Annotated in this window: 22 protein-coding genes; 13 read left to right on the forward strand and 9 right to left on the reverse strand. The window is 65.8% G+C overall.

All coding sequences use genetic code 11. The features are described from left to right. Positions 1-5 precede the first annotated feature (5 nt). From arsD to BLQ39_RS12780, 6 genes are all read right to left on the reverse strand, one after another. Positions 6-425, reverse strand: a complete 420-nt coding sequence (gene arsD / locus BLQ39_RS12755) for an arsenite efflux transporter metallochaperone ArsD (protein ID WP_092324481.1) — start codon at positions 423-425, stop codon at positions 6-8. A gap of 153 nt (positions 426-578) precedes the next feature. Next, on the reverse strand, positions 579-1,553 hold the full coding sequence (gene trxB, locus BLQ39_RS12760) for a thioredoxin-disulfide reductase (protein ID WP_092324482.1): 975 nt from the start codon (positions 1,551-1,553) through the stop codon (positions 579-581). Next, a complete protein-coding gene (locus tag BLQ39_RS12765; RefSeq protein ID WP_092324483.1) occupies positions 1,550-2,215 on the reverse strand; it encodes an arsenate reductase ArsC in 666 nt (221 codons plus the stop codon). The genes trxB and BLQ39_RS12765 overlap by 4 nt, the downstream gene beginning before the upstream one ends. A 12-nt stretch (positions 2,216-2,227) precedes the next feature. Next, on the reverse strand, positions 2,228-2,638 hold the full coding sequence (locus BLQ39_RS12770; protein WP_092324484.1) for an arsenate reductase ArsC: 411 nt from the start codon (positions 2,636-2,638) through the stop codon (positions 2,228-2,230). Between the two features lie 77 nt (positions 2,639-2,715). Next, positions 2,716-3,657: a metalloregulator ArsR/SmtB family transcription factor gene (locus BLQ39_RS12775; protein ID WP_092324485.1), complete on the reverse strand. Its 942-nt coding sequence runs from the start codon at positions 3,655-3,657 to the stop codon at positions 2,716-2,718. A gap of 45 nt (positions 3,658-3,702) precedes the next feature. Beyond that, entirely contained in the window at positions 3,703-5,016 is a 1,314-nt protein-coding gene (locus BLQ39_RS12780) for an FAD-dependent oxidoreductase (RefSeq protein ID WP_092324487.1), read from the reverse strand. Between the two features lie 91 nt (positions 5,017-5,107). Here BLQ39_RS12780 and BLQ39_RS12785 point away from each other — a divergent pair, with 91 nt between their 5' ends. From BLQ39_RS12785 to BLQ39_RS12810, 6 genes are all read left to right on the forward strand, one after another. Beyond that, a complete protein-coding gene (locus BLQ39_RS12785; RefSeq protein ID WP_092324523.1) occupies positions 5,108-5,458 on the forward strand; it encodes an ArsR/SmtB family transcription factor in 351 nt (116 codons plus the stop codon). Beyond that, complete coding sequence (locus tag BLQ39_RS12790) at positions 5,455-6,174, forward strand: MIP/aquaporin family protein (protein ID WP_092324488.1); 720 nt, start codon at positions 5,455-5,457, stop codon at positions 6,172-6,174. The genes BLQ39_RS12785 and BLQ39_RS12790 overlap by 4 nt, the downstream gene beginning before the upstream one ends. Positions 6,175-6,277: 103 nt before the next feature. Further along, positions 6,278-6,886 carry a DUF4395 domain-containing protein gene (locus BLQ39_RS12795; RefSeq protein WP_092324490.1) on the forward strand — a complete coding sequence of 203 codons (609 nt, stop codon included), beginning with the start codon at positions 6,278-6,280 and terminating at the stop codon, positions 6,884-6,886. Positions 6,887-6,947: 61 nt separating this feature from the next. Then, the gene (locus BLQ39_RS12800; RefSeq protein ID WP_092324491.1) at positions 6,948-8,456 is read left to right on the forward strand and encodes a DUF3375 domain-containing protein; all 1,509 of its coding nucleotides are present in this window, start codon (positions 6,948-6,950) and stop codon (positions 8,454-8,456) included. After that, the gene (locus tag BLQ39_RS12805; RefSeq protein ID WP_166784456.1) at positions 8,446-9,183 is read left to right on the forward strand and encodes a DUF4194 domain-containing protein; all 738 of its coding nucleotides are present in this window, start codon (positions 8,446-8,448) and stop codon (positions 9,181-9,183) included. Before BLQ39_RS12800 ends, BLQ39_RS12805 begins: the two co-directional genes overlap by 11 nt. Then, on the forward strand, positions 9,180-12,557 hold the full coding sequence (locus BLQ39_RS12810) for an ATP-binding protein (RefSeq protein ID WP_167738516.1): 3,378 nt from the start codon (positions 9,180-9,182) through the stop codon (positions 12,555-12,557). Before BLQ39_RS12805 ends, BLQ39_RS12810 begins: the two co-directional genes overlap by 4 nt. An 86-nt stretch (positions 12,558-12,643) precedes the next feature. Here the strand turns inward: BLQ39_RS12810 and BLQ39_RS12815 are convergent, their stop codons facing one another. Continuing rightward, positions 12,644-13,825: an NUDIX hydrolase gene (locus BLQ39_RS12815; protein ID WP_135109239.1), complete on the reverse strand. Its 1,182-nt coding sequence runs from the start codon at positions 13,823-13,825 to the stop codon at positions 12,644-12,646. Positions 13,826-13,842: 17 nt separating this feature from the next. Next, on the reverse strand, positions 13,843-15,678 hold the full coding sequence (locus tag BLQ39_RS12820; RefSeq protein WP_092324497.1) for an ABC transporter ATP-binding protein: 1,836 nt from the start codon (positions 15,676-15,678) through the stop codon (positions 13,843-13,845). A 283-nt stretch (positions 15,679-15,961) separates the two neighbouring features. Here BLQ39_RS12820 and BLQ39_RS12825 point away from each other — a divergent pair, with 283 nt between their 5' ends. The 7 genes from BLQ39_RS12825 to BLQ39_RS12855 all read left to right on the forward strand — a co-directional run bounded on the left by BLQ39_RS12825 (position 15,962) and on the right by BLQ39_RS12855 (position 23,038). After that, positions 15,962-17,146 carry an ROK family transcriptional regulator gene (locus tag BLQ39_RS12825; RefSeq protein WP_241982898.1) on the forward strand — a complete coding sequence of 395 codons (1,185 nt, stop codon included), beginning with the start codon at positions 15,962-15,964 and terminating at the stop codon, positions 17,144-17,146. 166 nt (positions 17,147-17,312) lie between these two features. Continuing rightward, positions 17,313-18,230 (forward strand): BadF/BadG/BcrA/BcrD ATPase family protein, encoded by a 918-nt coding sequence (locus tag BLQ39_RS12830; protein WP_092324500.1) that lies wholly within the window; start codon positions 17,313-17,315, stop codon positions 18,228-18,230. After that, positions 18,227-19,531 (forward strand): extracellular solute-binding protein, encoded by a 1,305-nt coding sequence (locus tag BLQ39_RS12835; RefSeq protein ID WP_092324501.1) that lies wholly within the window; start codon positions 18,227-18,229, stop codon positions 19,529-19,531. Before BLQ39_RS12830 ends, BLQ39_RS12835 begins: the two co-directional genes overlap by 4 nt. 5 nt (positions 19,532-19,536) lie before the next feature. Beyond that, positions 19,537-20,493: a carbohydrate ABC transporter permease gene (locus BLQ39_RS12840; protein WP_092324503.1), complete on the forward strand. Its 957-nt coding sequence runs from the start codon at positions 19,537-19,539 to the stop codon at positions 20,491-20,493. After that, the gene (locus tag BLQ39_RS12845) at positions 20,490-21,338 is read left to right on the forward strand and encodes a carbohydrate ABC transporter permease (RefSeq protein WP_092324504.1); all 849 of its coding nucleotides are present in this window, start codon (positions 20,490-20,492) and stop codon (positions 21,336-21,338) included. Before BLQ39_RS12840 ends, BLQ39_RS12845 begins: the two co-directional genes overlap by 4 nt. A gap of 9 nt (positions 21,339-21,347) precedes the next feature. Further along, entirely contained in the window at positions 21,348-22,400 is a 1,053-nt protein-coding gene (locus tag BLQ39_RS12850; RefSeq protein WP_092324505.1) for an SIS domain-containing protein, read from the forward strand. 32 nt (positions 22,401-22,432) lie between these two features. Then, positions 22,433-23,038, forward strand: a complete 606-nt coding sequence (locus tag BLQ39_RS12855; RefSeq protein WP_092324507.1) for a YgjV family protein — start codon at positions 22,433-22,435, stop codon at positions 23,036-23,038. Here BLQ39_RS12855 and BLQ39_RS12860 read toward each other — a convergent pair. Beyond that, the gene (locus tag BLQ39_RS12860; RefSeq protein WP_135109237.1) at positions 23,008-24,435 is read right to left on the reverse strand and encodes a PucR family transcriptional regulator; all 1,428 of its coding nucleotides are present in this window, start codon (positions 24,433-24,435) and stop codon (positions 23,008-23,010) included. The genes BLQ39_RS12855 and BLQ39_RS12860 overlap by 31 nt on opposite strands. Between the last annotated feature and the right edge of the window lie 179 nt (positions 24,436-24,614).

Here is a 24,614-nt window from a genome sequence, read left to right on the forward strand (position 1 = left end):
TCGTTCTAGCAGCAGCTGGTTCCGCCGCAGCAGGCGGAATCGCCTTGTTCCGTGGCGGCGGCCGCGGCGGTGGCCGTGGCGGTGGCCATGGGCAGCAATCGTGCCGCGGGGACCGGGGCAACGGCAAGGCCGGCCCAGCGGGCCAGCTCGGCGCGGGTCGGGTAGCGGCCGGTCAGCACGGTGGCGCCGTTGACGAGCACGACGGGGAGCCCTTCCTCGCCGGCCGTGTGCAGGAAGGTGCGGGCGGTGTCGTTTTCGGCGAAAGCCAGCGGCTCCTGGGCGAGGTTGAACCGTGCGACGTCGCCACCTTCGGTGCGTACCCAGTCCATGTCGGCCGAGAACGTGATGAGCTGCTGGTCGACGTCCACGCCGCAGATGCCCGTGCCGCAGCACAGACCGGGTTCGAAGATCTGGATGTTAGTCATGAGTCAACCGTTCCTTAGTCGCCGTTGTCAGAGACAGAATGCTCGTGGTGGCGGTCTGCCCACTATATCGACGGTTGTCGATGCAGCGCAACGTGTGGACCTGCCAATCGCCGGTGTACTTCAGGCCGGGGAGGCCGTCCGCCGTGAGGGGACTCAGGCCGTGACGGATGGCGCCGCCTCGTGTCGCTCGTACGAGGCCAGTCCGTGCGCCGAGAGGTAGTGTTCGGCGTCCAGGGCGGCGGCGCAGCCCGTGCCGGCGGCGGTGACCGCCTGGCGGTAGCGGCGGTCGACCAGGTCGCCGCAGGCGAAAACGCCGGGAAGATTCGTTTCGGTGGTCGGGTGGCCCACGAGCACGTAACCGTCGGCGTCGAGGTTCACCTGGCCGGTGACGAGTTCGCTGCGAGGGTCGTGCCCAATCGCGATGAACAGCCCGGTGGCACCCATCGCGGAGAGCTCACCGGTCACGGTGTCGCGCAGCGTCAGGCCGGTCAGGGTCTCGTCGCCGGTGGCCTCGACGACTTCGCTGTTCCAGCGGGGGTGGATCTTCGGATTCGCCAGGGCGCGTTCCTGCATGATCTTCGAGCCCCGGAACGAGTCCCGGCGGTGGATCAGGGTCACGGAGTCGGCGAAGCGGGTGAGGAACATGGCTTCCTCCAGCGCGGAGTCGCCGCCACCGACGACGGCGATGTCCTGGCCGCGGAAGAAGAATCCGTCGCAGGTGGCGCACCAGGACACACCGTGCCCGGTGAGGTGTTCCTCCCCTTTCACTCCCAGTTTCCGGTAGGCGGAGCCCATGGCGAGCACGACGGCGTGCGCCTGATAGGTGGTTCCGTTGCCGGTTGTGACGGTCTTGATGTCGCCGGTCAGGTCGACAGTGACGGCATCGTCATAGACGAGCCGTGCGCCGAATCGCTCGGCCTGCGCGCGCATCTCCTCCATCAGGTCGGGTCCCATGATCCCGTCGCGGAATCCGGGGAAATTCTCGACCTCCGTGGTGGTCATCAGGGCGCCACCCATCTCGACGGAGCTCGTGAGCACGACCGGATCAAGCCCGGCGCGGGCCAGATAGGTCGCCGCGGTGTAGCCGGCCGGGCCGGACCCGACGACGATCACGTTTTCGACGCTCATGCTTGTTTGTCCTTTGGGGAGAGTGTTTCGAGGAGGTGCTCGACCCGGTCCTTGATCTGGTCGCGAATCACGCGGACCTCGTCGAGCGGCAAGTCAGCAGGATCCGTGAGCGCCCAGTCCTGGTACTGCTTGCCGGGGTAGATCGGGCAGGCGTCACCGCACCCCATGGTGATGACGACGTCTGCGGCCTGCACGACGTCGTCGGTGAGCGGTTTCGGGAACGCCTCGCTGAAATCGAGTCCGATTTCGGCCATCACCGCCACGACCTGCGGGTTGAGTTCAGGGGAGGGCGCGGAGCCCGCGGAACGTACGTGAACGGCCCCACCGGAGAGCGCGTTGGTGAGCACGGCCGCCATCTGGGACCGGCCGGCGTTTTGCTCGCAGACGAACAACACCTCGGGAACCGGGTGCTCGATGGCGCCTTTGGCCTGCGCGAGCGCGGTCAAACGGTCCGTGGCGAACCGGATCGTGTTCGTCACCAGGTACGCCTTCACTTTCGACGTGCGCAGCAGCGACACGTAGGACTCGAGCACATAGCGCTCGATCGTTTCGGCGCCGAAGACGCCGGCGAACTTCACGGTCAGGTCCCGGGCGAGGCGCTTCAGGTGCTCCTCCGGAAAGGTCAGGCCCGGCAGGGCCCGGTGCGCGCCGGCGTCGCTCATTGTTCGCGCGTCTTAGGCCGCGGCGGGAAGGATCTCGGCGAGCAGCTTCTCGATCCGTGCCTTGATCTCGTCACGGATCGGGCGGACCGACTCGATGCCCTGGCCGGCCGGGTCGTCGAGTTCCCAGTCCTCGTAACGCTTGCCGGGGAAGATCGGGCAGACGTCGCCGCAGCCCATGGTGATCACCACATCGGATTCCTTCACGGCGTCCGTGGTGAGCACCTTGGGCACGTTACCGGCGATGTCGATGCCCTCTTCGGCCATGGCCTCGATCGCAACCGGGTTGATCTGGTCTTTGGGGGCGGAGCCCGCGGAGAGAACCTCAACGCGGCCGTGGGACAGGGCGGCCAGGTAGCCGGCGGCCATCTGCGAACGGCCTGCGTTGTGGACGCAGACGAAAAGTACGGTGGGCTTGTCAGGCATGGCGTTTCCTTTGCTCGTGGCGGCTTGACTAAAGCATAGACGGCCATCTATGGGTTGTGAAGAGTTCAGACGGAAATTCAGCTGCCGTTCACCCTGGCGGCCGACATCTCAATCTCGGTCAGCAGGTCACGCACTCGCCGGGTGATGTCGTCGCGAACCGCGCGCACGCCGTCGAGGGGCAGGCCGACCGGGTCGGCGAGATCCCAGTCGAGGTAGCGGCGGCCGGGGTAGACGGGGCAGGCGTCGCCGCAGCCCATCGTGATCACGTAGTCGGCGGCGCGCACGACTTCGTCGGTCAGCGGTTTGGGGTACTCGCCGGCGATCGGGATGCCGACCTCGTCGAGCACGTTGATCACGAGCGGATTCACGAGCTCGGCGGGCTCGGACCCTGCGGTCCTGACGCGCACTCGGTCCCCGGCGAGCGACCGAAGGATCGCGGAGGCCATTTGGGACCGTCCGGCGTTCTGCACGCAGACGAAGAGCACCTCGGGCGTCTCGTCGGTGACCAGGTTTTCGACGGTCGCCAGGGCGCTGAGCCGTTCACCGGCGAACCGGCTGGTGAGGGACGGCAGGTAGCGGGTGATTCGGGCTCGCTCGGCCAGGAGCGCGTAGCTTTCCCCGACATAGCGGTCGATTGTCTCCACGGAGAAAACGCCGCGGAATCGCATCGCGAGGTCCTCGGTGATGCGCTCCAGCACCGCCGGTGCCAGCGGAATCGGTGGCGCACCCCGGCGCGCGCGCAGCACCTCGGTCACGTCCGCCTGTCGGCCCGGCGCGACGGAATACCAGGCGACGCGGCCGTCCTGCTCGCGCTCGAGGAGACCCTCTTCGACCATGACCCGCATGTGGTGGCTCACGGTCGGCTGGCTCAGCCCCAGCGCAGTGGCGAGCTGTCCGACGAGGGCACGGCCGCCGGGACTGTCGACGACCATCCCGAGCAGCTGCACCCTGGTCGGATCCGTCAGCACCTTCAGGCTCCGGGCGATACCTGCAGCGGCGTCGCGAGTCGGAATGGCCATGAGCGTGAGTATAATCGGGCGAGTGCCGCCGCAGCCTGTGGTGCATCAGCAGCAGCTCGACGCGCCGCCACCGCCGGTGGAGCAGACGCCGGTGACCGGGAGAACGAGCTGCACCTGCCGGGCGGCAACACGGTTGCCCGCGAGTTCGTCCGCGATCGAGCGCACCTGCTCGTAACCGGTCGCGAGGAGGAACGTGGGCGCGCGTCCGTAGCTCTTCATGCCGACGATGAAGAAATCCCGCTCGGGCTGGGTCAGCTCGGCCACCCCGTGCGGCGACACGGTGCCGCAGCTGTGCAGGTTCGGGTCGATCAGCGGAGCGAGGGCAGCGGGGGCCTCCACGATCTCATCGAGGGAGAGACGGATCTCGCGCAGCATGTCGAGGTTGGGCCGGAATCCGGTCGCATTCACGATGACATCCGCGCGGACGTGTTCCAGGCCTCCGCGGCGGTTTCCGACGATGTCGACGCCGTCGCCGTCTCGCTCCAGTCCGACGATTTCGAATCCGTCCACCTGGCTGATCGCGCCGGATTCGGCGAGGCGGCTGACGGAAGCCCCGATCGACGCGCGAGCCTGAAGCTCGTCGTCGGCCGAGCCGAACACTCGCACCGCTGCTGTGTTGCGAATGATCCAGGTCACGGTAGTGCCGGGCTCATCTCGCGCAAGTTGCGCCAGGTTGATCAGGGTGTTGGCCGCGGAGTGCCCCGCTCCGACGACGGCCGTGTGCTTGCGGGCGAAACGGTGACGTTCGGCGCCGAGGACGTCGGGCAGGGCATGGCTGACGAGGTCGGCGACGCCTCCAAATCCCAGCGGGTCGAGGCCGTTCGAGCCCAGGCTGTTGGGGTTCAGGTACGTCCCGGAGGCGTCGATGACGGCGGCCGCGCGGACATCCGTGATCTCCCCGTCGACTCCGGCAAGGCGCAGGATGAATGCGCGGGATCCGCGGCCGACGGTGCGGGTGCGGTCCATCCCTTCACGGCTGACCGCTGTGACGGTCGTACCGGTGCGGATGCGGGACGCGATGGCGTCCAGGGCGGCCAACGGCTCGAGGTAGTGGGCGATCAGCTCGCTCCCGGTCGGAAGTGAGGACTCGTCGGGCTCGGTCCAGCCGCTGGCCAGCAGGAGTCGCCCGGCCGCGGGATCGACGAGATGCTTCCAAGGGGAGAACAGCCGGGTGTGCCCCCAGGCGGCCATGCTGCTGGCGATGCTCTCGCCGGCCTCGTAGACGATGAAGTCGATGCCGCGCTCGTGCAATTGTGCGGCGGCGGCGAGCCCGATCGGTCCCGCGCCGATGATCGCCACGGGCAATGTGCCGAGGTGAAGGTTTCGGGCTGCAGGAGCCGTCAGGTCGATGAGTGTCATGTCGATGCCGTCCCTCTATATTGATTGTTGTCGATGAATGAATCCTGCCCCACAATATCGACAGATGTCAATGTTGACTTATGCTGGGCACATGTCCACTCCCACCTTGCTTCCGCTGGCCGAGACCGAGGTCTGCCGGGCTCCGCTGACCCGGCAGCCCCTTGACGCGGAGCAGGCGGTGGACCTCGCCCGTCTCCTGAAGGCCCTGGCCGATCCCGCGAGGTTGCGGTTGTTGTCGATCGTTGCGGCTTCCGAAGGCCAGCAGGCGTGCGTGTGCGACCTGACCGAGCCCGTCGGCCTCAGCCAGCCCACGATCTCTCACCACCTCAAGGTGCTCATGGAGGCGGGTTTCCTCAGCAGGTCCAAGCGCGGCACCTGGGCCTATTACGCCCTGGTCCCCGGGGCACTTGACTCCGTCGCGACCGTGCTCGTCACGGCATGAGCGAATTCGCCCGGCGAGTTTCTGCCGAGTTTCTGGGGAGCCTGCTGCTGGCCGCACTCGTCGTGGGTTCCGGCATCGCGGCGCAGCAGCTTTCCCCGAGCGACGTGGGATTGCAGCTGCTCCAGAACGCCCTCGCCACGGCGCTGGGACTGTTCGCGATCATTCTGATCTTCGCGCCGGTCAGTGGCGCCCACTTCAACCCGGTCGTCTCTCTCGTCGACGCGGCGCTCGGGCACCGGGCCTGGCGCGACGTGGCGGCCTACGTGCCGGCGCAGATCCTCGGCTGCATCTCCGGAGCGGTCGTCGCGAACCTGATGTTCGGGCTTCCGGCTGCGAGCATCAGCGCGACCGAGCGCCTCACGGCCCCGCATCTGCTGGCTGAGGTCGTGGCCACCGCGGGACTCGTGCTCGTGATCTTCGCTCTCGTCCGATCGGGCCGGGGTCACCTCGCGCCGGCCGCGGTCGGCGCCTACATCGGCGCCGCATACTTCTTCACGAGTTCCACCAGCTTCGCGAACCCGGCGATCACCATCGGCCGGATGTTCTCCGACACCTTCGCCGGCATCGCCCCGTCCGCAGCGCCGGGCTACATCGCCGCGCAGCTGGCCGGGGGACTGCTCGGCTTCGCCCTGGTGCGGCTCTTCTACCCGAGCGCCGGCCAGGGCGTCCGAGCCGCACAGGCGAAGGCCCCGGATCCGGCGGCGGCACTCCCGTAGGTTTCGGGCGCCGGGATCACAGGGCGACAAATACCCCCTGGGGTATAGTTCATCCTGTTCGAGGCAGTCAACGAAGGAGAACTCCCATGTGCGGTGCAGCCGAATGACGAGTTCCGCGGAACGTGCGGACGAGGCCCCCGTCATCGGGGAGTTCGTCGACGGCATCACCATTCCCGTCATCAACGAACGCGCCGTGCGCGCGTCCGCGGGGCTGCTGTTCCTGTTCGGGACCATCGGGTTCATGACCGCGGCGCTGACGGGGGACTTCCAACTCCTGCGCATGTTCGGCATGACATTCATGCTCGACATGATGATGCGCTTGTTCGTCGGCACCCGGTTCACGCCGAGCCTGATCATCGGTTCGCTCATCGTTCGGCGTCAACGCCCCGAATGGGTCGGTGCCGAGCAGAAGAAGCTCGCCTGGACATTCGGCCTCGTGATGGCGTTCGTCTCGTGCGCCGCGATGGGTTTCCTGGGCCTCAGCGGGGAGATCACGCTGGCGCTCTGCAGCGTGTGCCTGGTCCTGCTGTTCATCGAGAGCGCCTTCGGGATCTGCGTCGGTTGCGAATTCCAACGGCTGTTCAGCAAGACGAAGCCGGAACTCTGCTCGGGCGACACCTGCACGTACGTGCCGCCGAAGCGCGGTGAGCGCCATTCGGTGTCGTCGGCGTCCGAGCGTGACGGACAGCCAGGCGAGCTCAAGCGATCGTAGGGTGACGATCGCCGCGCAGCGGCGACTACGGTTGAGGAGGCCCGAGAGAGGACTTCCATCAATGAGTGAAATCGCGGGCGAACTGGCGCGGGTGCGCGAAGCCTTCGACAGACCCACGCTGCGCCTGCTGGACCGCAAGTGGGCGCCGTTTGTGCTCGCCGTGTTCAAGTCCTCGTTCAGCCGCGACCGGCGCAGTGTGCAGGCCGACCTGCTGCACACCCAGGTTGACGCCTACCTGGCCGACCTGCGCACGGTCGGCAGCGATGTCCCGCCGGGCAAGAACGGCCGGGCCCTCTGCGTGCAGTGGATGAACGACCAGTGGCTCTACCGGGAGACGGGGGAGGGCGACGAGGAACACTATTCGCTCACCTCGCACGCGCTGGAAGCGCTGCTCCTGGTCGAGAGCCTGTCCCGGGACCGCGCGCTCATCAGCGAGAGCCGCCTCACCACGATCGTCGACACTGTTCGCCACCGCGCGACGCAGGCCAACCCTGACCGCGAGGAACGCATCCGTCGTCTCGACCTCGAGATCGCCGAGAAGACGAGCGAGCGCGATCGCCTCGAGGGCGGCGGCGAGATCGCCCCGGTGTCGAACGAGGCGATGCTCGAGGGCTACGCGAACCTCGTCGACCTGATCAACCAGCTGCCGAGCGACTTCAAACGCGTCGAAGAGTCGGTTGCCGCCATGCACCGGCAGATCGTGAACGACTTCCGCGGCGAGGAACGCCCGATCAGCGAGGTTCTCGACGAGTACCTCTCCAAGACGGATGCTCTCATGTCTGCGACTCCGGAGGGTCGCGCCTTCGAGGGGGCCTTCACCCTGCTGCGCAACGACGCGCTGCTGCAGGAGCTCAAAAGCGATCTCGAGACGATCCTGCTGCACCCGTTCGCCCTCGAGCTCACCGCCAACGAGCGACGCGGTCTCATGGGCACCGTGCGCCTGATCCGCAAGGGCATCGACGACGTGCTGACCCAGCGGAACGGGCTGAGCGAGACCCTGCGCGAGCACATCGTCAACCACGATGTCGTCAAGGACCGCGAACTCGAACGCCTGCTGCGCGAGATCAACAAGGAGCTCGCGACCTGGATGCAGACCGCCGGCCCGCGTTCGGTCGTGACGGCCGAACTCATGCCGGGAACACTCGAGGTCGAGCACCTCCGGGAACGGTTCTACGACCCGGCTGCGCACCTGCCGCCGCCGGACCTCGAGGACGTCTCCGACGACGCGCCCGAGCCGCCGAGCCTCGACGACATGCGCAAACAGGGCGGCCCGCTCCTCGAGGAGCTGCGCGACGCCATCGTGACGGCCTTCACCGACGGGGACGCCGCATCCGTCGGTGATGCGTTCAACGACCTGGATGCGAACCTCCGCCGTCCGGTCGAGATCCTCGGGATGCTGCAGATCGCCACCCAGATCGACGCGGTCAGCCGTGCGCAAACACTCGAACGGTTCGAAACCGTGAGGCCGGATGGCTCCATCCGCAGCTTCGAGGTGCCACGAATCATGTTGAACGAGCACGAAACCGCGGCACTGGCCGCCCTGAACTATGGACCCGATCATGACGCCTGAATTGACCGACGAGTGGACCGCCGAGCACGCTGACGACGAGCGCGCGGACGAGGAGAATGCGACGCCGGACGACTCGTCGCAGAGCTTCTCGCTGTTCGAGGGCGACGAGGGCGGACTCACCGTGGAGCAGCGCCGAACCCTGGTGCTGCTGCTCAAGCACCGGTACATCTCCGCGGCCCTCCAGCCGGCGGAATGGCGCACCCTCCTGGCCTCCCGGAGCCTGCTCAAGTCGCGCCTGAACGACGTATTCCTCGACCTGCATGTAGACCTCCATTACGAGGTGGCGTTCAAGCGGCAGGCGGTCGCGGAGGGCGGCGACCGGTTCCCCACCCTCCTGCACGATGTCTCGTACACCCGGGAGGAGACGATCCTGCTCGTGCTGCTGCGCCAGCGGTTCCGCAGCGAGCGCGCCAACGGCCACGACATCGTCATTGTCGACCGCGACAACCTGGTCGACAACGTGGCACATTTCCGCCCGGAGCACGCCACCGACCGCTGGGGAGATGCCCGCAAGGCCACCGCGGCCGTCGACAGCCTCGCCAAGGCCCGGGTCCTGCTGAAAACGAGCGACCCCGACCGGTTCCGCATTTCCGCCGTGATCGAGGTGCTGCTGCCCGTCGACCGGCTGAACGAACTGCTGGAATGGCTGGTCACCCAGAACGGCGACGACGCCGAATTAGAAGAGACCGACGAGACCGCCGAGCCCCGACTGGAGGCCATCTCATGACCATGACCGATTCCCCGCTGTTCTACGCCGATGGCCTCACCGAAGGCACCACCCAGTGGAAGGCCGAGTCGTTCCAGATGGTCAACTGGGGTGGCTTCCAGGGGCACCACGAGGTCGCCTTCGCGCCCTCGGCCACCCTGGTCTCCGGCGCATCCGGCACCGGGAAGAGCAGCCTCCTCGACGCCTACCTGGCGCTGATGATGCCCTCCGATACCCCCTTCAACGGAGCATCCAACGACGCCGGCTCCGGGCGCGCGCGCAGCGTCGACCAGCGCAACCTGATGACCTACCTCAAGGGCAAGACCGACTCCAACCGGGAAGCCGGAACGGGCCAGATGCGCGACCAGGTGCTGCGCGGCGTGAACGCGTCTACCTGGGGCGCGGTGTCGATGACGTTCGTCGATGACAACCAGCGTCGGTTCACCGTGCTGCGGGCCTACTTCGTGCCTCGCGGCGGCAGCAAGTTCGCCGACATCACCATGAAGATGGCCACCAGGGACGGCTACCTCGACCTTCGCGACCTGGCCGAGGCCACCGAGTCCCGGTTCGACAAGCGGGCGCTGAAGGCCCGGTTCCCCGACCTGGATGTCTTCGACACCTATGCGGCGTTCGCCCAGACCCTCTACACGCGCCTCGGCATCGGAGCCAACGGCGAGGGCGGCAAGGCCTTGCGCCTGCTCGCACGCATCCAGGCCGGACAGCAGGTCAAGACCGTGGACGGTCTCTACAAGTCGATGGTGCTGGAGGAACCCGCCACCTTCGCAGCCGCCGACAAGGCCGTCGACCACTTCGAGGACCTGGAACGCTCCTATGGGGCCATGGTCACCGAGGCGCAGAAGGCCAGGGTGCTCGAACGGTTGCCCGACCTGCACCGCGACTACGAGACGGCCACCGAGAAGGCCGACCTGATCGACACCTTCGGGGTACACCGCTCCGGGGACACGCCTTTCGGCCTGTGGCAGCTCCAGGCGGAACGGCGCCTGCTCGAGGGGGCCGCCGACGCCAACCGGGAGCAGCGCCGTGGCAACCGGGCGGAGTCGACCGCGGCGCGGGATGCCGAGAGCGAGTTGAAGACGCGGGTCGCCGACCTCCAGGACCGGCAGAGGGAGAACGGCGGCGAGGTGCTTGTGCGCCTGCAGAACGAACTCGGCCAGCTCAGCAACAAACGCGACGACGTGGCCGGCGTCCGGGCGAAGTTCGACGAACGCATCCGGCCCCTGTCCGCATCGATCGGCTCGCCGGAGGAATTCGGAGCCGCGCAGGGCGCCGCCGAAGCCTTCCTGGCCGGGTTCCCCCGCGCGGAGGCCGGCCTGGAGGCGGAGCGGGCGACGCTGCACCGCAGGTCGTACCCGGTCGAAGAGAGCATTCGAACCCTCAAGACGGAACACGCGTTCCTGACCGGGCGCGCGAGCCTGGTTCCCCAGCACCTGCACAACGCGCGCCTGATGATCGCCGAGGCGGCGGGCATCCCGGCCGAAGAACTGCCGTTCGTGGCCGAGCTGATCGAGATCGCGCCCGGCGAGGAACAGTGGCGCCAGGCGGCCGAGGTGACGTTGGCCCCCGTCGTTCGGGTCATGCTCGTCGACGAGACCCGGCTCGCGTCGCTGAGCCAGGCCATCGACCCGCTCCACATCCCGGTGCGCATCCACTTCGAAGGGGTCGCCCTGCACGCGCACCAGGAGATGGTGGGCGACGCCCGGTTCGTTTCCGGCAAGCTCGTCTACAAGGATTCGCCCTTCAGCCGTTGGGTGCAGGATCGCGTGCAGGCGTCGAACCTGGATGCGCAGTGCGTGGCCACCCCCGCCGAACTGGTGGGGGACGGGCCCCGGGTCACGCCGAGCGGGCAGACCCGCAACGGCAAGCGCGGTGCCCACGGCTGGAACAGCGACCAGAAGTCGATCATCGGTTTTTCCAGCCGAGCTCGCCTGGAGGAGATCACCGAGGAGCTGGCCCGGCTGAAGGCGACCGCCGACGCGTCGTCGGTGGAGGCATCCGCCCTCGGGAACCGCATCGCCGACCTTCGCGCACGGAAGGTCGCCCACCAGTACGTCATCGACATCGCCTGGCCGACCATCGATGTGGATGGTGCGGAAGCCAGGATCCGCGACAAGGAGGCCGAGCAGGAGCGCCTGCTGGCCAACAGCGACGTGCTGCGCGGGCTGAAGGACGAGGAAATTCGGCTGTCCGCCGAGCTGGAGCGAGCCCAGAAACGCAAGCACGTCACCGATCTCGACGCACAGGGCCTGCGCGACGAACAGGAATTGATCGTGGACCGCCAGGATGCCGTCAGCGGCACTCTCGATCGCATCGACCGGGGCCAGTCCGTGACCTTGTCGGAGGAGCACTCGGCCCACCTGGACGCGCAGTTCGCGTTCGTCGGCGACAAGGATGACCTCGCCGCGTTCGAGGGCGCGGTCAAGCGTCTTCGCGAGCGGCTCACCGAGCAGTCCGCCCAGGACCGCGACAACGCCGCGAGCGCCCGGGACTCCCTGGTTCGCATCTTCGAGACCTTCCAGGGTCGCTGGCCTGACCCCAACATCGGCGTCTCGCTGGACTCGTACACGAGCTACCGGGATATCCTCGACGCCGTTCACACGCTGGGCCTGCACGAGCGACGGCAGGAGTGGAAGCGGCGGCTTTCGCTCTGGAGCGGCCAGGACCTCGTTCCCCTGATGGGAGCCTTCACCACCTCCATCGAGGAGATCGAGGATCGGCTCCGGCCGATCAACGAGATCCTTGCCACGCTGCCGTTCGGGGCCGGGCGCGATCGCCTGAAGATCGCGCTGCGCCGACTCCACCGCGACGACGCCACGTCGTTCCGCACGGAGCTCAAGGCCCTGTCCTCCGCGGCCGCCCAGGACCTCACCGAGGGCGAGACCGAGAGCCGCTTCACACGGTTGCAGGCCTTCATGGGCCTGATTCGCCGGCCCGAGAGCGGTTCCAGGCAGGAGTCGCAGCGCGATCTTCTTCTCGATGTGCGCAAGCACGTGGAAATCACCGCCGTGCGCACCACGCCCGAGGGGGTGGAGGCCAGCACCTACTCGTCCCTCGGCGGCAAGAGCGGCGGGGAGTCGCAGGAACTCGTGGCGTTCGTCGTGGGGGCGGCGCTGCGCTTCCAGCTCGGCGATGAAAGCCGCACCCGGCCGCGTTTCGCGCCCGTCTTCCTCGACGAGGGCTTCGTGAAGTCGGACTCGGAGTTCGCCGGCCGGGCCGTCGCGGCCTGGAAGGGGCTGGGCTTCCAACTCATCATCGGTTCCCCGCTCGACAAGGTCACCGCGCTGGAGCCGCACATGGAACTGGTGCTGTCGATGACCAAGAACAACAGCACCGGATTCTCGTACATCACCCCGCTGTCCTCCCCGCCACCGGCGTGAGGTGGGCATCCCCTGGTGAATCGCGGACAAGTTGAGTTGCGGACAAAGCACCTTAAAATTCAAATCGAAGGCACATTCTCCGCAACTCAGACAGAAGGACCCGAGCGCGGGGATTCTCGCAGCAACTCCCTCGCTCCGCGCTCAATGAGCACAGGGATATAGGCGCGAACCGGATTCCCGGCGAGAGCCGCACGCCTCTCGTGTACCGCCCGTTCAACGGTTGACCGCGGCATGTCCGGGAACTTCTCGGCGAGCCGATCAATCACGTGTGCCACGGCCCGGTCCTCTTCCTCAGCAGTCACTTCAGCGCTTCCAATCGCAACCGGCCGAGCGGGGGACATGACGTCGTCGGATGCCGCAGCAGAGCTCAATTCCGGCAGGGGAAGGTAATACGCGGAGGTGTAGCGGGCATGGTCGCCGGTGAGAGCCCAGACGGAGCCGCGGCGCCGACCAGGATGTGGTTCCACAGAAGTCCGGTCATGTTTGGCGAGCTCGGTCAGGACCCCGGACACGACGTCCTCGTGTGTGCAGAGAACGGTCCCGATACCACGTGCGTCCTCGATGAGCCGCATGGCCTTCCCGATGCGGCCGTCGGACAGGTCAGCGGAAGCTTCCACGCTGAGCGTTTCGCTCCGCGCCAGAGGTTCGACGGTCTCCATGCACCGTGCGGCGGGTGCGGAAAGAATCCGGTCAATTTCGAAGAACGATCCCAGATCTACCAGGGACCGGGCCATTGATCTTCCTTCGGAGGCAAGGGGGCGATCGTTTTCGGAGTGCTCCCATTGCTCCCGAGGCAGCGCCGCAGCGCCGCGCACCAGTAGCAGCATTCTCTCTTTGGCCGGCACCGGGCAGACGCCCAATTCCTTCGCCACCAGGGCGCCCAGGGCCAGGACGACGGGCCGTTCCCGGGCCTGCGTCAGTGTGCGCAGGGCGAGCGGGAGCGCGAGCCAGCGAGCATCGTCGACCTCGTCGTTGGCGGCGAAGACACCGGCATCCACGGTCACGGCCCAATAGCGAACGGTCTTGACCCGGCGCGTCCGGTCCAGGTAGACGACGTGGGGCAATTCGGCACCGGGGCGGCAGTCGAACCCGGTCTCTTCACGAACTTCCCGCAGAGCACAGTCCGCGTCCGATTCGCCGGGTTCGGCTTTGCCCTTGGGAATGGACCAGTCGTCCTGGTTGCGCCGGTGGACGAGTAATACCTCCGGATTTCCGTCTCGGCCGATGCGCCACGGCAGGGCGCCGGACGTCTTGACGCGGGCCAGCATGATCGTCCCGGAGCGGGTCACAGCAGGCCTCCAGCCGGAATCGGCTTCGGTGCGACATGTTTGGGGTAGGCCCGGTTGGCCGGGATATCCTGCAGCCCGTCGAGCCGGCTGTAGAGGCCACCGGCCGCGATCAAATCGGCATGCTTGCCCGTCTCGACGATCCGACCATGGTCGATCACATAGATGACGTCGGCGCGACGGAGCGTGGACAGCCGGTGGGCGATCACAATCACGCTCCGGCCGATCATCAGCCGGTCCAGGCCGCGCATGACGTATTGCTCGGAGATTGCGTCGAGGCCTGACGTCGGCTCGTCGAGGATCACGATCGGTGTGTCGCGCACCAGCGCGCGGGCGATCGCAATGCGTTGGCGCTGACCGCCGGATAGGCTGACCCCCCGCTCGGCCACCGGAGTGTCATAGCCGAGAGGCAGGGCTCGGACGAATTCGTCAACGTGGGCGGCCTCCGCGGCCGCGAAAACCTGCTCGCGGGTGGGGTGATCCGAACCGTAGGCGATGTTGTCGTAGATGGTGCCGCGGAACAGGATCGAGTCCTGCAAGACCATCGAGATCTGCGTGCGAACCGTCGCGAGTTGCAGGTCACGGATGTCCGTGCCGTCAAGCAGTACCGCCCCCTGGGTCACGTCGTACAGACGCGGAATCAGGCTGACGAGTGTGGATTTCCCGGCCCCGGTCGGGCCGGCGATCGCGACCATCCGGCCAGGCTCTACCCGGAGATTGATCGAGTGCAGCACTTCAGAGCCGGCGTAGCCAAAACTCACCCCCCGCAGCTCTACCGCGCCTGTGAGCGCCGGGGCCGGCCGGGCACCCGGGCGGTCGATGATTTCGGGGGCGGTACTGAGAATTTCCAGGAGGCGTTCTGCACTCACCTGACCCCGGCTGATGACCGTGGTGAGTTTGGCCAGTTCCTTCATGGGGTCGTAGAGAGCCTTCAAATAGGCCAGGAACACCAGCAGCAGGCCCAGCGTCATCGTGCCATCCAGCACCCGCCTCACCCCAAACCACAGAACGAGCACCGTGCCGAGGACGACTATGACATCCACCAGCGGAGAGAGCGCCGACTGGAGCCTGACCAGCCGCAGGCCGGCATTCATCCGGGCGCCGTTCCGATCCCGGAAGTCGGCCTCATGGCGCCCTTCGCTGGTTGAGGATTGCATCACCCGGACCGAGGAGAACGTCTCCGCCATTGCCGATGCGATATCACTGTCCTTGTTGCGCGCAGCCCGGGAGGCCGCCTTGACGCGCGGTCGATAGATCACCACCATGGCAAACAAGAGGGGCGCGACGGCCAACGCAATCAGAGCGAAGGTAGGGTCCACGACCAGACAAATCGTCGCGATGAAACCCAGGATGAGAACGTTGGGAACAAGAACCGCCATGATCGAAATGATCATGGCGCGCAAGTAGTCAATGTCCGTGGTCGTTCGCGTGACCAAATCGCCCAGGCGTTGCTTGTCGTGGAAAGACAAGGACAAACGTTGAAGGTGGGCGAACACGTCAACCCGGATGCTCGCCGTCATCCTCTCCCCGACGCCATTGAGCAGCCGGGACCCCAGATACCTGGCGCCGGCATTGACAAGCGTGAAGACGAGCAAACTCGCGAGGGCCACGCTCAGCAGCTGCAGGCGGTCCAACCCGTCCGCACCGAACGCTCGCAGCAGGCCATTCTTATCGGAGGCTTCCGAGGTCTTGAGAACGTCGTCAACGATCACTTTCAGGGGCCACGGCAGCACCACCTGCATGACGGCGGCCAGAACAACCAAAATGACGCCCCCCGTCAACGCCCGGGCATGGGGTGCCATCGAGCGTCGAAACCGCCACAAGGGGAGAAACACAGGAAGCCTCCTACGTACGCGCCCACCCAAACTCCAACACGAAGGAAGAAGCCTTCCTGCGAGGTCAACCTATCCGGATCACCTTCACCGCCCAACCCCTGATCGGACGGCAGCGTTCAGGCTCTCTTTCGTCAGCCATGCCGCTTGCGCCGCGAGCATAAATGATGCAGTGTGATAGAAAAGATTGAACGCACTTGAACGCACTCTGATGCGATCTGGCTGACGAGGGGGTGCTGTGTCCAATCACAAGAAAAGTACCGCCACGACGAGCACCCTCGCGCGCGTGAATCAAACCGCCATTCTTGAGGAACTTCGCAAATCGGGCGCGCTCTCGAGGCAGCAGCTCGGCGCTGCCACAGGGCTCAGCCCGGCAACGATCAACCGGCTCACGGCGACCCTGATCGAGCAGGGCATTGTCGTGCCTGCCGGCCAGGAGCCCTCAACCGGAGGTAGACCGTCGGTTCTGCTGCGCTATGCGGGGGGTACCCGATTGGTCGCGGCTCTGCAACTGCACCCGAACAAGGCCTCGGGGATCCTCGTCGATTTCGACGGCACGGTCGTCTTCAGACGTGAAGTCGACTTTGGCCCTCGGTTGTTTCCCCTCGGCTCGCTCGACGCGGCGGAAGGCGACCACTACCAGCAGGGTCGCCTGGACAAGATGATTGAGTTGTTCGATTCCCTCATTCTGACCGCCGAGACGATGGGAACGCCCTGCCTCGCGGTCGGCGTTGCCGTGCCGGGCGTGGTTCACTACCCCGAGGGCAGCCTGGAACGGATACCCGAGCTGGGTTGGACTGAAGTTCCCCTCGGCCGATTGCTTCGCGAACGCACCGCACTTCCGGTCGTGGTGGACAACGACGCAAACGCGCTGGCATTCGGCGAGCTCCACCGGGGGGCAGGGCGTGGGCTCACGAGCCTCGTCGCGCTGTTGTTCCTGGAGAGCGGTCTCGGTGCAGGCATCATCACAAATGGCGAACTGCACCGCGGTGCGCGTGCCGGGGCGGGGGAGATCGGCTACCTCCTGATGGAGCGCTCGTCCCTGGAGCGCTCGTACTCCGAATACGGGGACCTTGAGGATCGACTTGGCCCGATTGCCCTGACGAAGCGGGCGCGCGAGCGGGGGATTGCGATCCCGGAGAGGGGCGTGCTCAACGCTGGGGATATTTTCGAACTGGCCGGGCGTGGGGATGCGGCCGCCCGAGAACTCTCGGAGGAGATTCTCGACATGGTGGCGATTGCCATCGCGGCGATGGTCATCATCCTCGACCCGGAGTTGGTCGTGGTGGGCGGAAGCATGGTGGGACGTGCGAACAGCGTGATCCCCGCGATTCAGCAGCGGCTGACCGGACGCATCATGCACGTTCCCCGCGTTGAGGCGGCGACTCACCGCGATGATGCGGTACTTCTCGGGGCGGCTGAACTTGCGGCAGCCGAGGTCAACGGCTTCGCCTACATCGCCGGCCGCTAGCGAGACCAGCCGCGGCACGTGGCACGGGCCTCGTTCAGATAACGACCCGTCGGCCCGCTTGACACGTCGTCATTCCTGCGGCTAGGTTTACATCAACTTCTTATCACTTAGATAGGAAAGAAGTGTCAGGGTTGCTCCGCCGGTCCTGGAATGATGAGGAGCAACGTTGCTGGTCGGCATCGACATTGGCGGAACGAAGACCCACGTCCTGATCGAGGACGCGGGCAGGGTCGTTCTGGACCGGTCTGTGCCCACGAGCGGCTGGCAGCGCGGCGGACTACTGGACGACACTGAGAATGTCGTCCGATTGGTCGATCTCTTCCGCGAGGTCGCCGGAGCCACAGATGCTCCTCTCCTGATCGGCGCCCACGGACTGGACAGCGAATGGCAACGCCTGGAGTTTGAAGCGCGTCTGGCTGAAAATCACCGCGGCGCGATCCGCGCGGTCAACGATGTAGAACTCCTCGGACCCGCTGCGGGATTCGACGAGGCCATCGCGGTTGTCGTCGGCACGGGCTCCAAAGTCGTGGCGCACGCGGGCGACGGCGAGCTTATTTCCGCCGGCGGCCACGGCTTTCTGCTCAGCGACCCCGGCAGCGCTGCCGCGCTCGCTCGGGACGCCGTCCGCGCCGTGCTCGGCGCCCTCGATGAGGGTAGGGAGGTGGACCTGCTCGGTCGCGAACTGATGACGCACTTCGGAGTCGAGGACGAGATCGCACTCTCCTATGCCTTCACGGCGAATCCGCGCCTGACGACATGGGGAAGCCTCGCTCCGCTCGTCTTTGCCTGCGCGGATGCCGGCAGTGAGTTGGCCGCATCCGTCGTAGACAACGCCGCGAAGGAACTCGCGTCGGACGTCGGGCTCGTCTGTCGTCGGGGCGCCCTGGGGTCAGATGTCGTCTGCGCCGGCGGAGTCGTCACGAACCAGCCGCGCCTGTATCAGGCGCTTCTGAGCCATATCGAGGATCTCGACCTCGGGTTGACGGTGCACCTTTTGTCGGTTGCCCCCGTTGCGGGAGCGATCGAGCTAGCCAGAAAACTTCCCATCCAGACGCTATTCAATGATTCAAGGAGGAATGCATGATGCACAGGACAAAACGGGCACACCGCTCAATCGCAGGGATCGGCCTGGTGGCGGCGGCAGCACTGGTGCTGTCGGGCTGCAGCGTCACCGGCGCCGGCACGTCTAGCGGCGACACGGAGGGCGACGGCACGGGGACCATCAACGCGTTGTTCATGAAGCAGGCCGGTTACTCCGAAAGTGACGTCGCCGGGATGATCAAGGACTTCGAGTCGAAGAACCCGAAGATAACCGTGAAGCCGACGTTCGTCGCCTACGAGGCCCTGCACGACAAGATCGTCACCTCGGCGCCGGCAGGCACGTACGACGTGGTTCACCTCGACGTGATCTGGCCCGCCGACTTTGCGTCGAAGGGCATCATCACGGACGTCACGGAACGGTTCCCCGAGAGCTGGAAGTCCGAGATGCTGGGTGGCGCGCTCACGTCTGCTGAATATCAGGGCAAGTTCTACGGCGTGCCGTGGGGCCCATCGACGAAGATGTTCTTCTTCAACAAGGAGATGGTCGCCAAGGTCGGCGCCAGCCAGAGCGACCTCACGACCTGGGACGGCGTTCTCGCCGTTGCCAGGAAGATCAAGGATGCCGGCCTGGTGAAGTACCCGCTCGCCTGGAGCTGGTCCCAGGCGGAGGCCCTCGTGTGTGATTACGCCCAGTTGCTGGGCGCATTCGGGGGAGAGTTCACCGACTCCAGCGGCAAGTTGGTCACCAACGAGGGCGCCGGTGTCGAAGCGCTCGCCTGGATGAAGAAGACCATCGACGACGGCCTGACCGACCCCGCCTCCCTGACCTTCCTCGAAGACGATGCGAACAAGTCCATGGCTGCAGGCAAGACGGCCATGGAGATCAACTGGGAGTCAACCTTCCGCGACCAGAACGATCCGTCCATTTCCAAGGTGGTCGGCCAGGTCGTTGTCACACCCACGCCGGCAGGTCCGAACGGAGACCACCCGGGTGTGAATGGTTCGATGGCACTGGCGATCGGCGCGAAGTCGAAGCACCAGCTTGCCGCCTGGAAGTTCATTGAGTACATGACGAGCCAGTCCGTCCAGGAGCAGTACGTCAAGAGCTCGATGACCAACTGGAAGTCGAGCTACACCAAGCCGGAGGTCACCGAGTCGAACCCCGAGGTCTTCGAGACCGCCGGAGTCGCCTACGACTCGATGATCCTCCGCCCGCCGGTGCCGAACTACAACTCGGTCTCCCAGACTCTGCAGGTTGAAATCCAGAACGCACTGCTGGGAAAGAAGACCCCGCAGCAGGCGATGGATGACGCTGTCGCAGCGGCGAACGCGAACCTCGGGTAGCGAACATGTCAGTTGTCAGCGCGGAGAATACCGACACGCTTGGGGGGAGTCCTTCCCCGGGAAACCCTCCTCGGCGCAGAAGAGAGAAGCAGGGCCGGCTGGCCTTTTGGCTGCTGCTTCCCGCGGCGGTGGCAGTCTTCGGCGTGATCATTTATCCGATCATCCGGACCCTGTTCATCTCCTTCTTCGAGGTCACCTCCGCGCTGGCAACAGACACCCCCTTCGTCGGCATCGACAACTACGTACACGTGCTCACCAGCGCTTCCTTCTGGGACTCGATGGGGCGCACGCTGTACTTCACGATCGTTTCGACCGCGCTTGAGCTCACGTTCGGCCTGATCGTCGCCGGCCTGCTCAACGCGAAGCTCAAGGCCCGTTGGCTGTTCCGGGCGATCGTGGTCATCCCCTGGGCAATTCCGACAATCGTCAATGCGGCCATGTGGAAGGGCATTTTCAACGCGCAATACGGTTCCTTGAACGCACTGCTCACGCAACTGGGAATCATCGACGAATACCAGGCCTGGCTCGGCGATCCGACCACGGCGCTGAACATGGTGATCCTGGCGGACGTATGGAAGACGACTCCGCTCGTCGCCTTCTTCCTCCTCGCCGGACTCACGTCGATACCGCCGGAGCTTTACGAGGCCGCCAAACTGGATCGCGCGCGCTGGCCGCGCATTTTTCGTTCGGTCGTTTTGCCCATGCTGGTTCCTTCGATCTCGATAGTCCTGGTGCTTCGAACGGTCGAGGCGTTCAAGGTCTTCGACATCATTTACGCGATGACGCGCGGCGGCCCGGCAAACGGCACCCAGACGGTGGCCTATTACGCCTACACGACCGCATTCTCCGATCAAAACTTCGGCGTCGGCTCTGCGCTTTCGTACATCATCGTGGTCGTCATTCTGGCCCTCAGCGCGATATACCTCCGACTGCTCCGCAGATCAGAAATGAGTCTCTTGTGAAGAGATCCACTCGGAATTCGATCCTTGTTCACGCCGCGGCGGGTGTCGTCTCGCTTCTGATCCTCGCGCCGTTTGCCTGGATGATCATGGCGAGCGTGACGCCGCAGCGCGTCCTGATCACGACACCCCTTCGCTGGATCCCGGACGAGTTCGATTTCAGCCGCTATTCCCAGATCTTCACCGGCGGCTCGGATAGCGTCGGTGCGACGTTCCGTGCGGCGATGGTGAACTCGGCCGTTGTCGCGGTCGGCACGGTCTCGATCTCCATGGTCGTCGGCATCCTGGGCGCGTACGCCTTCGCCCGGTTGCGGTTCCGCTTCCGGCGCGCAACTCTCATGGTCTTCCTGGCGACCTACATGCTCCCGCAAATCGCGCTCCTGATCCCGCTCTACCTCATCCTCAATTCGCTCAACCTCCTGGACACAACGACCGGGCTCATCCTCGTGGACTGCGCGCTTGTCATCCCGTTCGTGCTCTGGATCCTCAGCAACTACTTCATGACGATTCCCGAAGAATTGGAGGAAGCGGCCCGCATCGACGGCACGACCCGCCTGGGCGCATTGTACTGGGTCGTCCTTCCCGCTGCTCGACCGGGGATCTTCGCGGCGATCATGTTCTCGTTCCTGTTGGCGTGGGACGAGTTCATGTACGCGCTCATCTTCACGTCGTCGGATGCCGCCAAGACACTTCCCGTCGCCATCAGCGAATTCGCCGGTCGCTACACGACCGACTTCGGGCTCGTCGCGGCCGGCGGCATCCTCGCTGCCCTTCCGCCACTCGTCGTCGCCATCGTTTTCCAGCGCTTTGTCGTGTCCGGCATGGCTGCCGGGGCAGTCAAGGGATAAGGGCCACTCATGTCCAACAACGCACTGTTCGTCGACGCCGTGCGCGCCCAACCGCAGGAGCTCGCTCTCGTCCATTCCGCTGTGACGCGCGACCTGAAGCGCGCTCGCATGGCCGAGTGGATGCCGGGCGAAACCGTCGCGGTCGTCGCTATGGGCGCATCCAGCCACACCGGCAACGCGTTCGTCACGGTGTTGTCGAAGGCCGGGTTCCGGGCCGTCAATCTCACGGCCTCGGATGTCCTGCTGGCTGCCGACGGATTCCAGCCGGCCGACCACTACGTGGTCGTCTCCGAGTCCGGGCGGAGCCCCGAGACCATCGAGGCGGCCCGCGGGCTGACCGTCGGGCGCCGAATCGGCATCAGCAACTTTCCCCAAGCCCAGATCGGGGAGGTGATTGATTCTCCGCTCGGCCTGGGCGGCTTCAACGACTCGCCCGTCTATACGATCGGCTATACGGCAACGCTGTTGGCGTACGCGCTGCTACTGGATCGTCTGGCAATCGTGCCCGCCGGCCCGGAGGTCGAGCAGATTCCCGCGATCGTCGAAGGCGCCTTGAACGCCTTCGACTCGATTGCCGAGAGCGTGAGCCGTTTCGTCGGAGAGGCGGACGCCATCGATGTGATCGGCAGGGGAACATCCTTTGCGTCGGCGGCCGAAACGGCGCTCCTGATCCGGGAGGGGCTGCGCATCCCGAGCGGAAGCTACGAGACGTTCCAATACCTGCATGGACCGATGGAATCGGCTGCACCGGGGACCGTCCTGATCATCTTCGGGGACGGGCGGGAACTCACTGTTCCGGACTCCGTAGTGGACTCGGGCGTGCGCGTCATACTCGTGACGGCCGCGCCGGAAAGTGCGATCCCATCCGCAGGTCACGCTAATCTGACGATTGTGCCCCTGGACCCCGGCCTGGACGGTTTCGTGCGGCCGATCGTCGAGATTGTGTTCTCGCAGCTCCTGCTCGCGCATGCGATGGGCCGCAAGCCCTTTCCGATCGAAGAGTTCATCTACGAGCAGCACGATACAAAGGTCGAGGAAATGGATGTCGGCCGGGAGGCCTGATTGAGCGCCTGGCCTCAGGTGTACCAGCAGCAATGACGACGAGTGCGGAGACAGGCGTGGACTGGATGTGGTGGGTTGGCCAGACCCTGGGATTCATGGGCATCGCCGTCATCCTCTGGTCGCACTGGTCGAGGCAACGCCGCACCACCGTCGTCCGGAATGCGGTGGCGTCCGTCATCCTGTCTGCCTCGTACTTGTTCCTGGGCATGCCCGGGACCGCCGCGATACCCGCGATCGCAGCCGTGCGAGGCTGGATGCTTGCCCGCCCTGACGAGCCTGCGTGGGTGCGGGGCCGCTGGTGGACTCCGGCGTTCGTCACCGCCATCTGGGTCGCATACCTGGGGCTCAACGGAATACCGACCTGGTGGGCCGCGTGGCTACCGATTCTCGGTTCGGGGCTCGTCATCGTCGCGCTGTCGCTTCGCGACGTGCTGCACGTCAAAGCCGTGATGTTCTTCGGCGTGGCCACCTGGGTCACCTATGAGATCGCCTTCGGCCTGTGGGGCGTCCTCGGCGGAGAGGTCATCGGACTGGGCCTGATTGGAACTGCATTCGTGATGATCCTGCGACAGCGTCGCGCGCTCGCCGGCTCCGCTCTCCCCGTGGGTCAGGGAACGTATCGCCGCGACCTGTCGTAGGCCCACAGCGCAATGGCAAGGGAGGCCCGATCATTGTCTTCCAGTGGGTTGCGGCCGACGATATCCGCGATGCGTCCGAGTCGATGGCGGACCGTGTTGACATGAAGATACTGGGCCTCGGCGGTCGCCTGCAGGGACCCCTGCTGCTCGATGAACGTTCGGAGGGTTGCCAGGAGCTGGCTTCCGCGACGGGCGTCATGCTCGAGCAGCGGACGAACGAGCTGGTCGATGAAGGGAACCAGCCTCACGGGCGGTTGTTGCTCGAGCAGCCCGGTCAGGCTGGTCAGGCTTTCCGGGCCGGCAACCTTGCCGTGACGGCGCGCGAGGCGAAGCGTTGCGCGGGCTTCCCCGATTCCGCGGGAGATTTGGGAGACGTCGACCGGGCTCCCGTGGCCGCAGACCAGGCCCAGATCGCGGGCAGTGTCGTAGACGGCTTCCGGGCCGGTTGTGACGACGAAGGTCGCTTCGGGGGCGTCTGCGATCAACGTGCCGGGCAGGTGCGCGGCGAGGAGGGGTGCCGTCTCGGCCGGCCAGGCCGAGATTGTCAGGGACTTCCCAACCAGGCCGGCCCTCTGCAACTCCGGCATCAGGGCAGCCGAATCGGCGAGCCCCTCGGAGACCAGGGCGAACAACTGGCCGATGCGCTGGCGGGCCGCATTGTCGCGGTCCACCCTCTCGTGCCTGGCGATTTCGAGCACCCGGCCGATCTGGCCGAGCACGTCGGCATCGGGCGAGGGAGGCTGACCCTGCCAGGCCAGGAGGTTTCCTTCCGCGGTCCTGACCGACAGCGACCCCGGGGTGTCGTCAACCACCGCGTTGAGGGTTGCGGTCGGCGGCGGCTCCGTGGCCGGATCGACGAGCTGGTAGCTGAGCGAACCCCCGAGGGCCGCGGAAGACACGCTCAGGATGTCTTCCATCGGCGCGTTCTCGCGAAGGGCCGCGAGCAGCGTGCTGACCAGCTCTGCATTCCGCTGGCTGCTGCCGGACTGAGCTCGAACGCGCGCGTCGGCGAGAACATCATTGATCGCCAGGAAGGGGACCCCGTGCGCCATTTCGATGAGGGGCACGGACAGTCTGCGGCATTCCCTGATCAATGCCCGGGGGATCTGAGTGTGGACTTCGCCGATACCGAGACAGATCCCGGCCGAGCCGGTCGCGTGGACCGCCTCAACCAACCTCGCGCAACTGGCGGTGGTGAGAAGCGCCGACCCGACCGTGCAGACCAGCTCGGATCCGCGCAGATGTGGTCTGGGGTCGGTCATTTCCGTGGCGTGCGCCCAGCTGACGACCCGGGGGAGCGCCCACTCGGAGCCGACGACGAGGCGAAGCCCCAGCTCGGCCACATCGACGAGCTCCCCGAGTTCCAGGCCAAAGGCGGGAGTGATCAATTTAGTCACTTCTACTATCCTCAACTCGAAATACCGGAAAAAACTGCCAATAAGCGTGGATGCGCCTGCAATTGCTTGTGGCTTCCTACAATATCACCCGCTGTTGCCGGTGGTTCTTCCTAAGTTGTGGGCGAAAGTGGCCGCCGCATCCCGAATCAATTCATAATTGCGAGAGTCGAAGGAGACCA

The organism is Cryobacterium psychrotolerans (assembly GCF_900101115.1).
Classification (GTDB): Bacteria; Actinomycetota; Actinomycetes; order Actinomycetales; family Microbacteriaceae; genus Cryobacterium; species Cryobacterium psychrotolerans.

What these genes read in the sequence shown, in the direction of transcription:
- arsD (WP_092324481.1), bottom strand. Translation starts at nt 425, where the DNA reads ATGACTAACATCCAGATCTTCGAACCCGGTCTGTGCTGCGGCACGGGC.
- trxB (WP_092324482.1), bottom strand. Translation starts at nt 1,553, where the DNA reads ATGAGCGTCGAAAACGTGATCGTCGTCGGGTCCGGCCCGGCCGGCTAC.
- BLQ39_RS12765 (WP_092324483.1), bottom strand. Translation starts at nt 2,215, where the DNA reads ATGAGCGACGCCGGCGCGCACCGGGCCCTGCCGGGCCTGACCTTTCCG.
- BLQ39_RS12770 (WP_092324484.1), bottom strand. Translation starts at nt 2,638, where the DNA reads ATGCCTGACAAGCCCACCGTACTTTTCGTCTGCGTCCACAACGCAGGC.
- BLQ39_RS12775 (WP_092324485.1), bottom strand. Translation starts at nt 3,657, where the DNA reads ATGGCCATTCCGACTCGCGACGCCGCTGCAGGTATCGCCCGGAGCCTG.
- BLQ39_RS12780 (WP_092324487.1), bottom strand. Translation starts at nt 5,016, where the DNA reads ATGACACTCATCGACCTGACGGCTCCTGCAGCCCGAAACCTTCACCTC.
- BLQ39_RS12785 (WP_092324523.1), top strand. Translation starts at nt 5,108, where the DNA reads ATGTCCACTCCCACCTTGCTTCCGCTGGCCGAGACCGAGGTCTGCCGG.
- BLQ39_RS12790 (WP_092324488.1), top strand. Translation starts at nt 5,455, where the DNA reads ATGAGCGAATTCGCCCGGCGAGTTTCTGCCGAGTTTCTGGGGAGCCTG.
- BLQ39_RS12795 (WP_092324490.1), top strand. Translation starts at nt 6,278, where the DNA reads ATGACGAGTTCCGCGGAACGTGCGGACGAGGCCCCCGTCATCGGGGAG.
- BLQ39_RS12800 (WP_092324491.1), top strand. Translation starts at nt 6,948, where the DNA reads ATGAGTGAAATCGCGGGCGAACTGGCGCGGGTGCGCGAAGCCTTCGAC.
- BLQ39_RS12805 (WP_166784456.1), top strand. Translation starts at nt 8,446, where the DNA reads ATGACGCCTGAATTGACCGACGAGTGGACCGCCGAGCACGCTGACGAC.
- BLQ39_RS12810 (WP_167738516.1), top strand. Translation starts at nt 9,180, where the DNA reads ATGACCATGACCGATTCCCCGCTGTTCTACGCCGATGGCCTCACCGAA.
- BLQ39_RS12815 (WP_135109239.1), bottom strand. Translation starts at nt 13,825, where the DNA reads ATGCTGGCCCGCGTCAAGACGTCCGGCGCCCTGCCGTGGCGCATCGGC.
- BLQ39_RS12835 (WP_092324501.1), top strand. Translation starts at nt 18,227, where the DNA reads ATGATGCACAGGACAAAACGGGCACACCGCTCAATCGCAGGGATCGGC.
- BLQ39_RS12840 (WP_092324503.1), top strand. Translation starts at nt 19,537, where the DNA reads ATGTCAGTTGTCAGCGCGGAGAATACCGACACGCTTGGGGGGAGTCCT.
- BLQ39_RS12850 (WP_092324505.1), top strand. Translation starts at nt 21,348, where the DNA reads ATGTCCAACAACGCACTGTTCGTCGACGCCGTGCGCGCCCAACCGCAG.
- BLQ39_RS12855 (WP_092324507.1), top strand. Translation starts at nt 22,433, where the DNA reads ATGACGACGAGTGCGGAGACAGGCGTGGACTGGATGTGGTGGGTTGGC.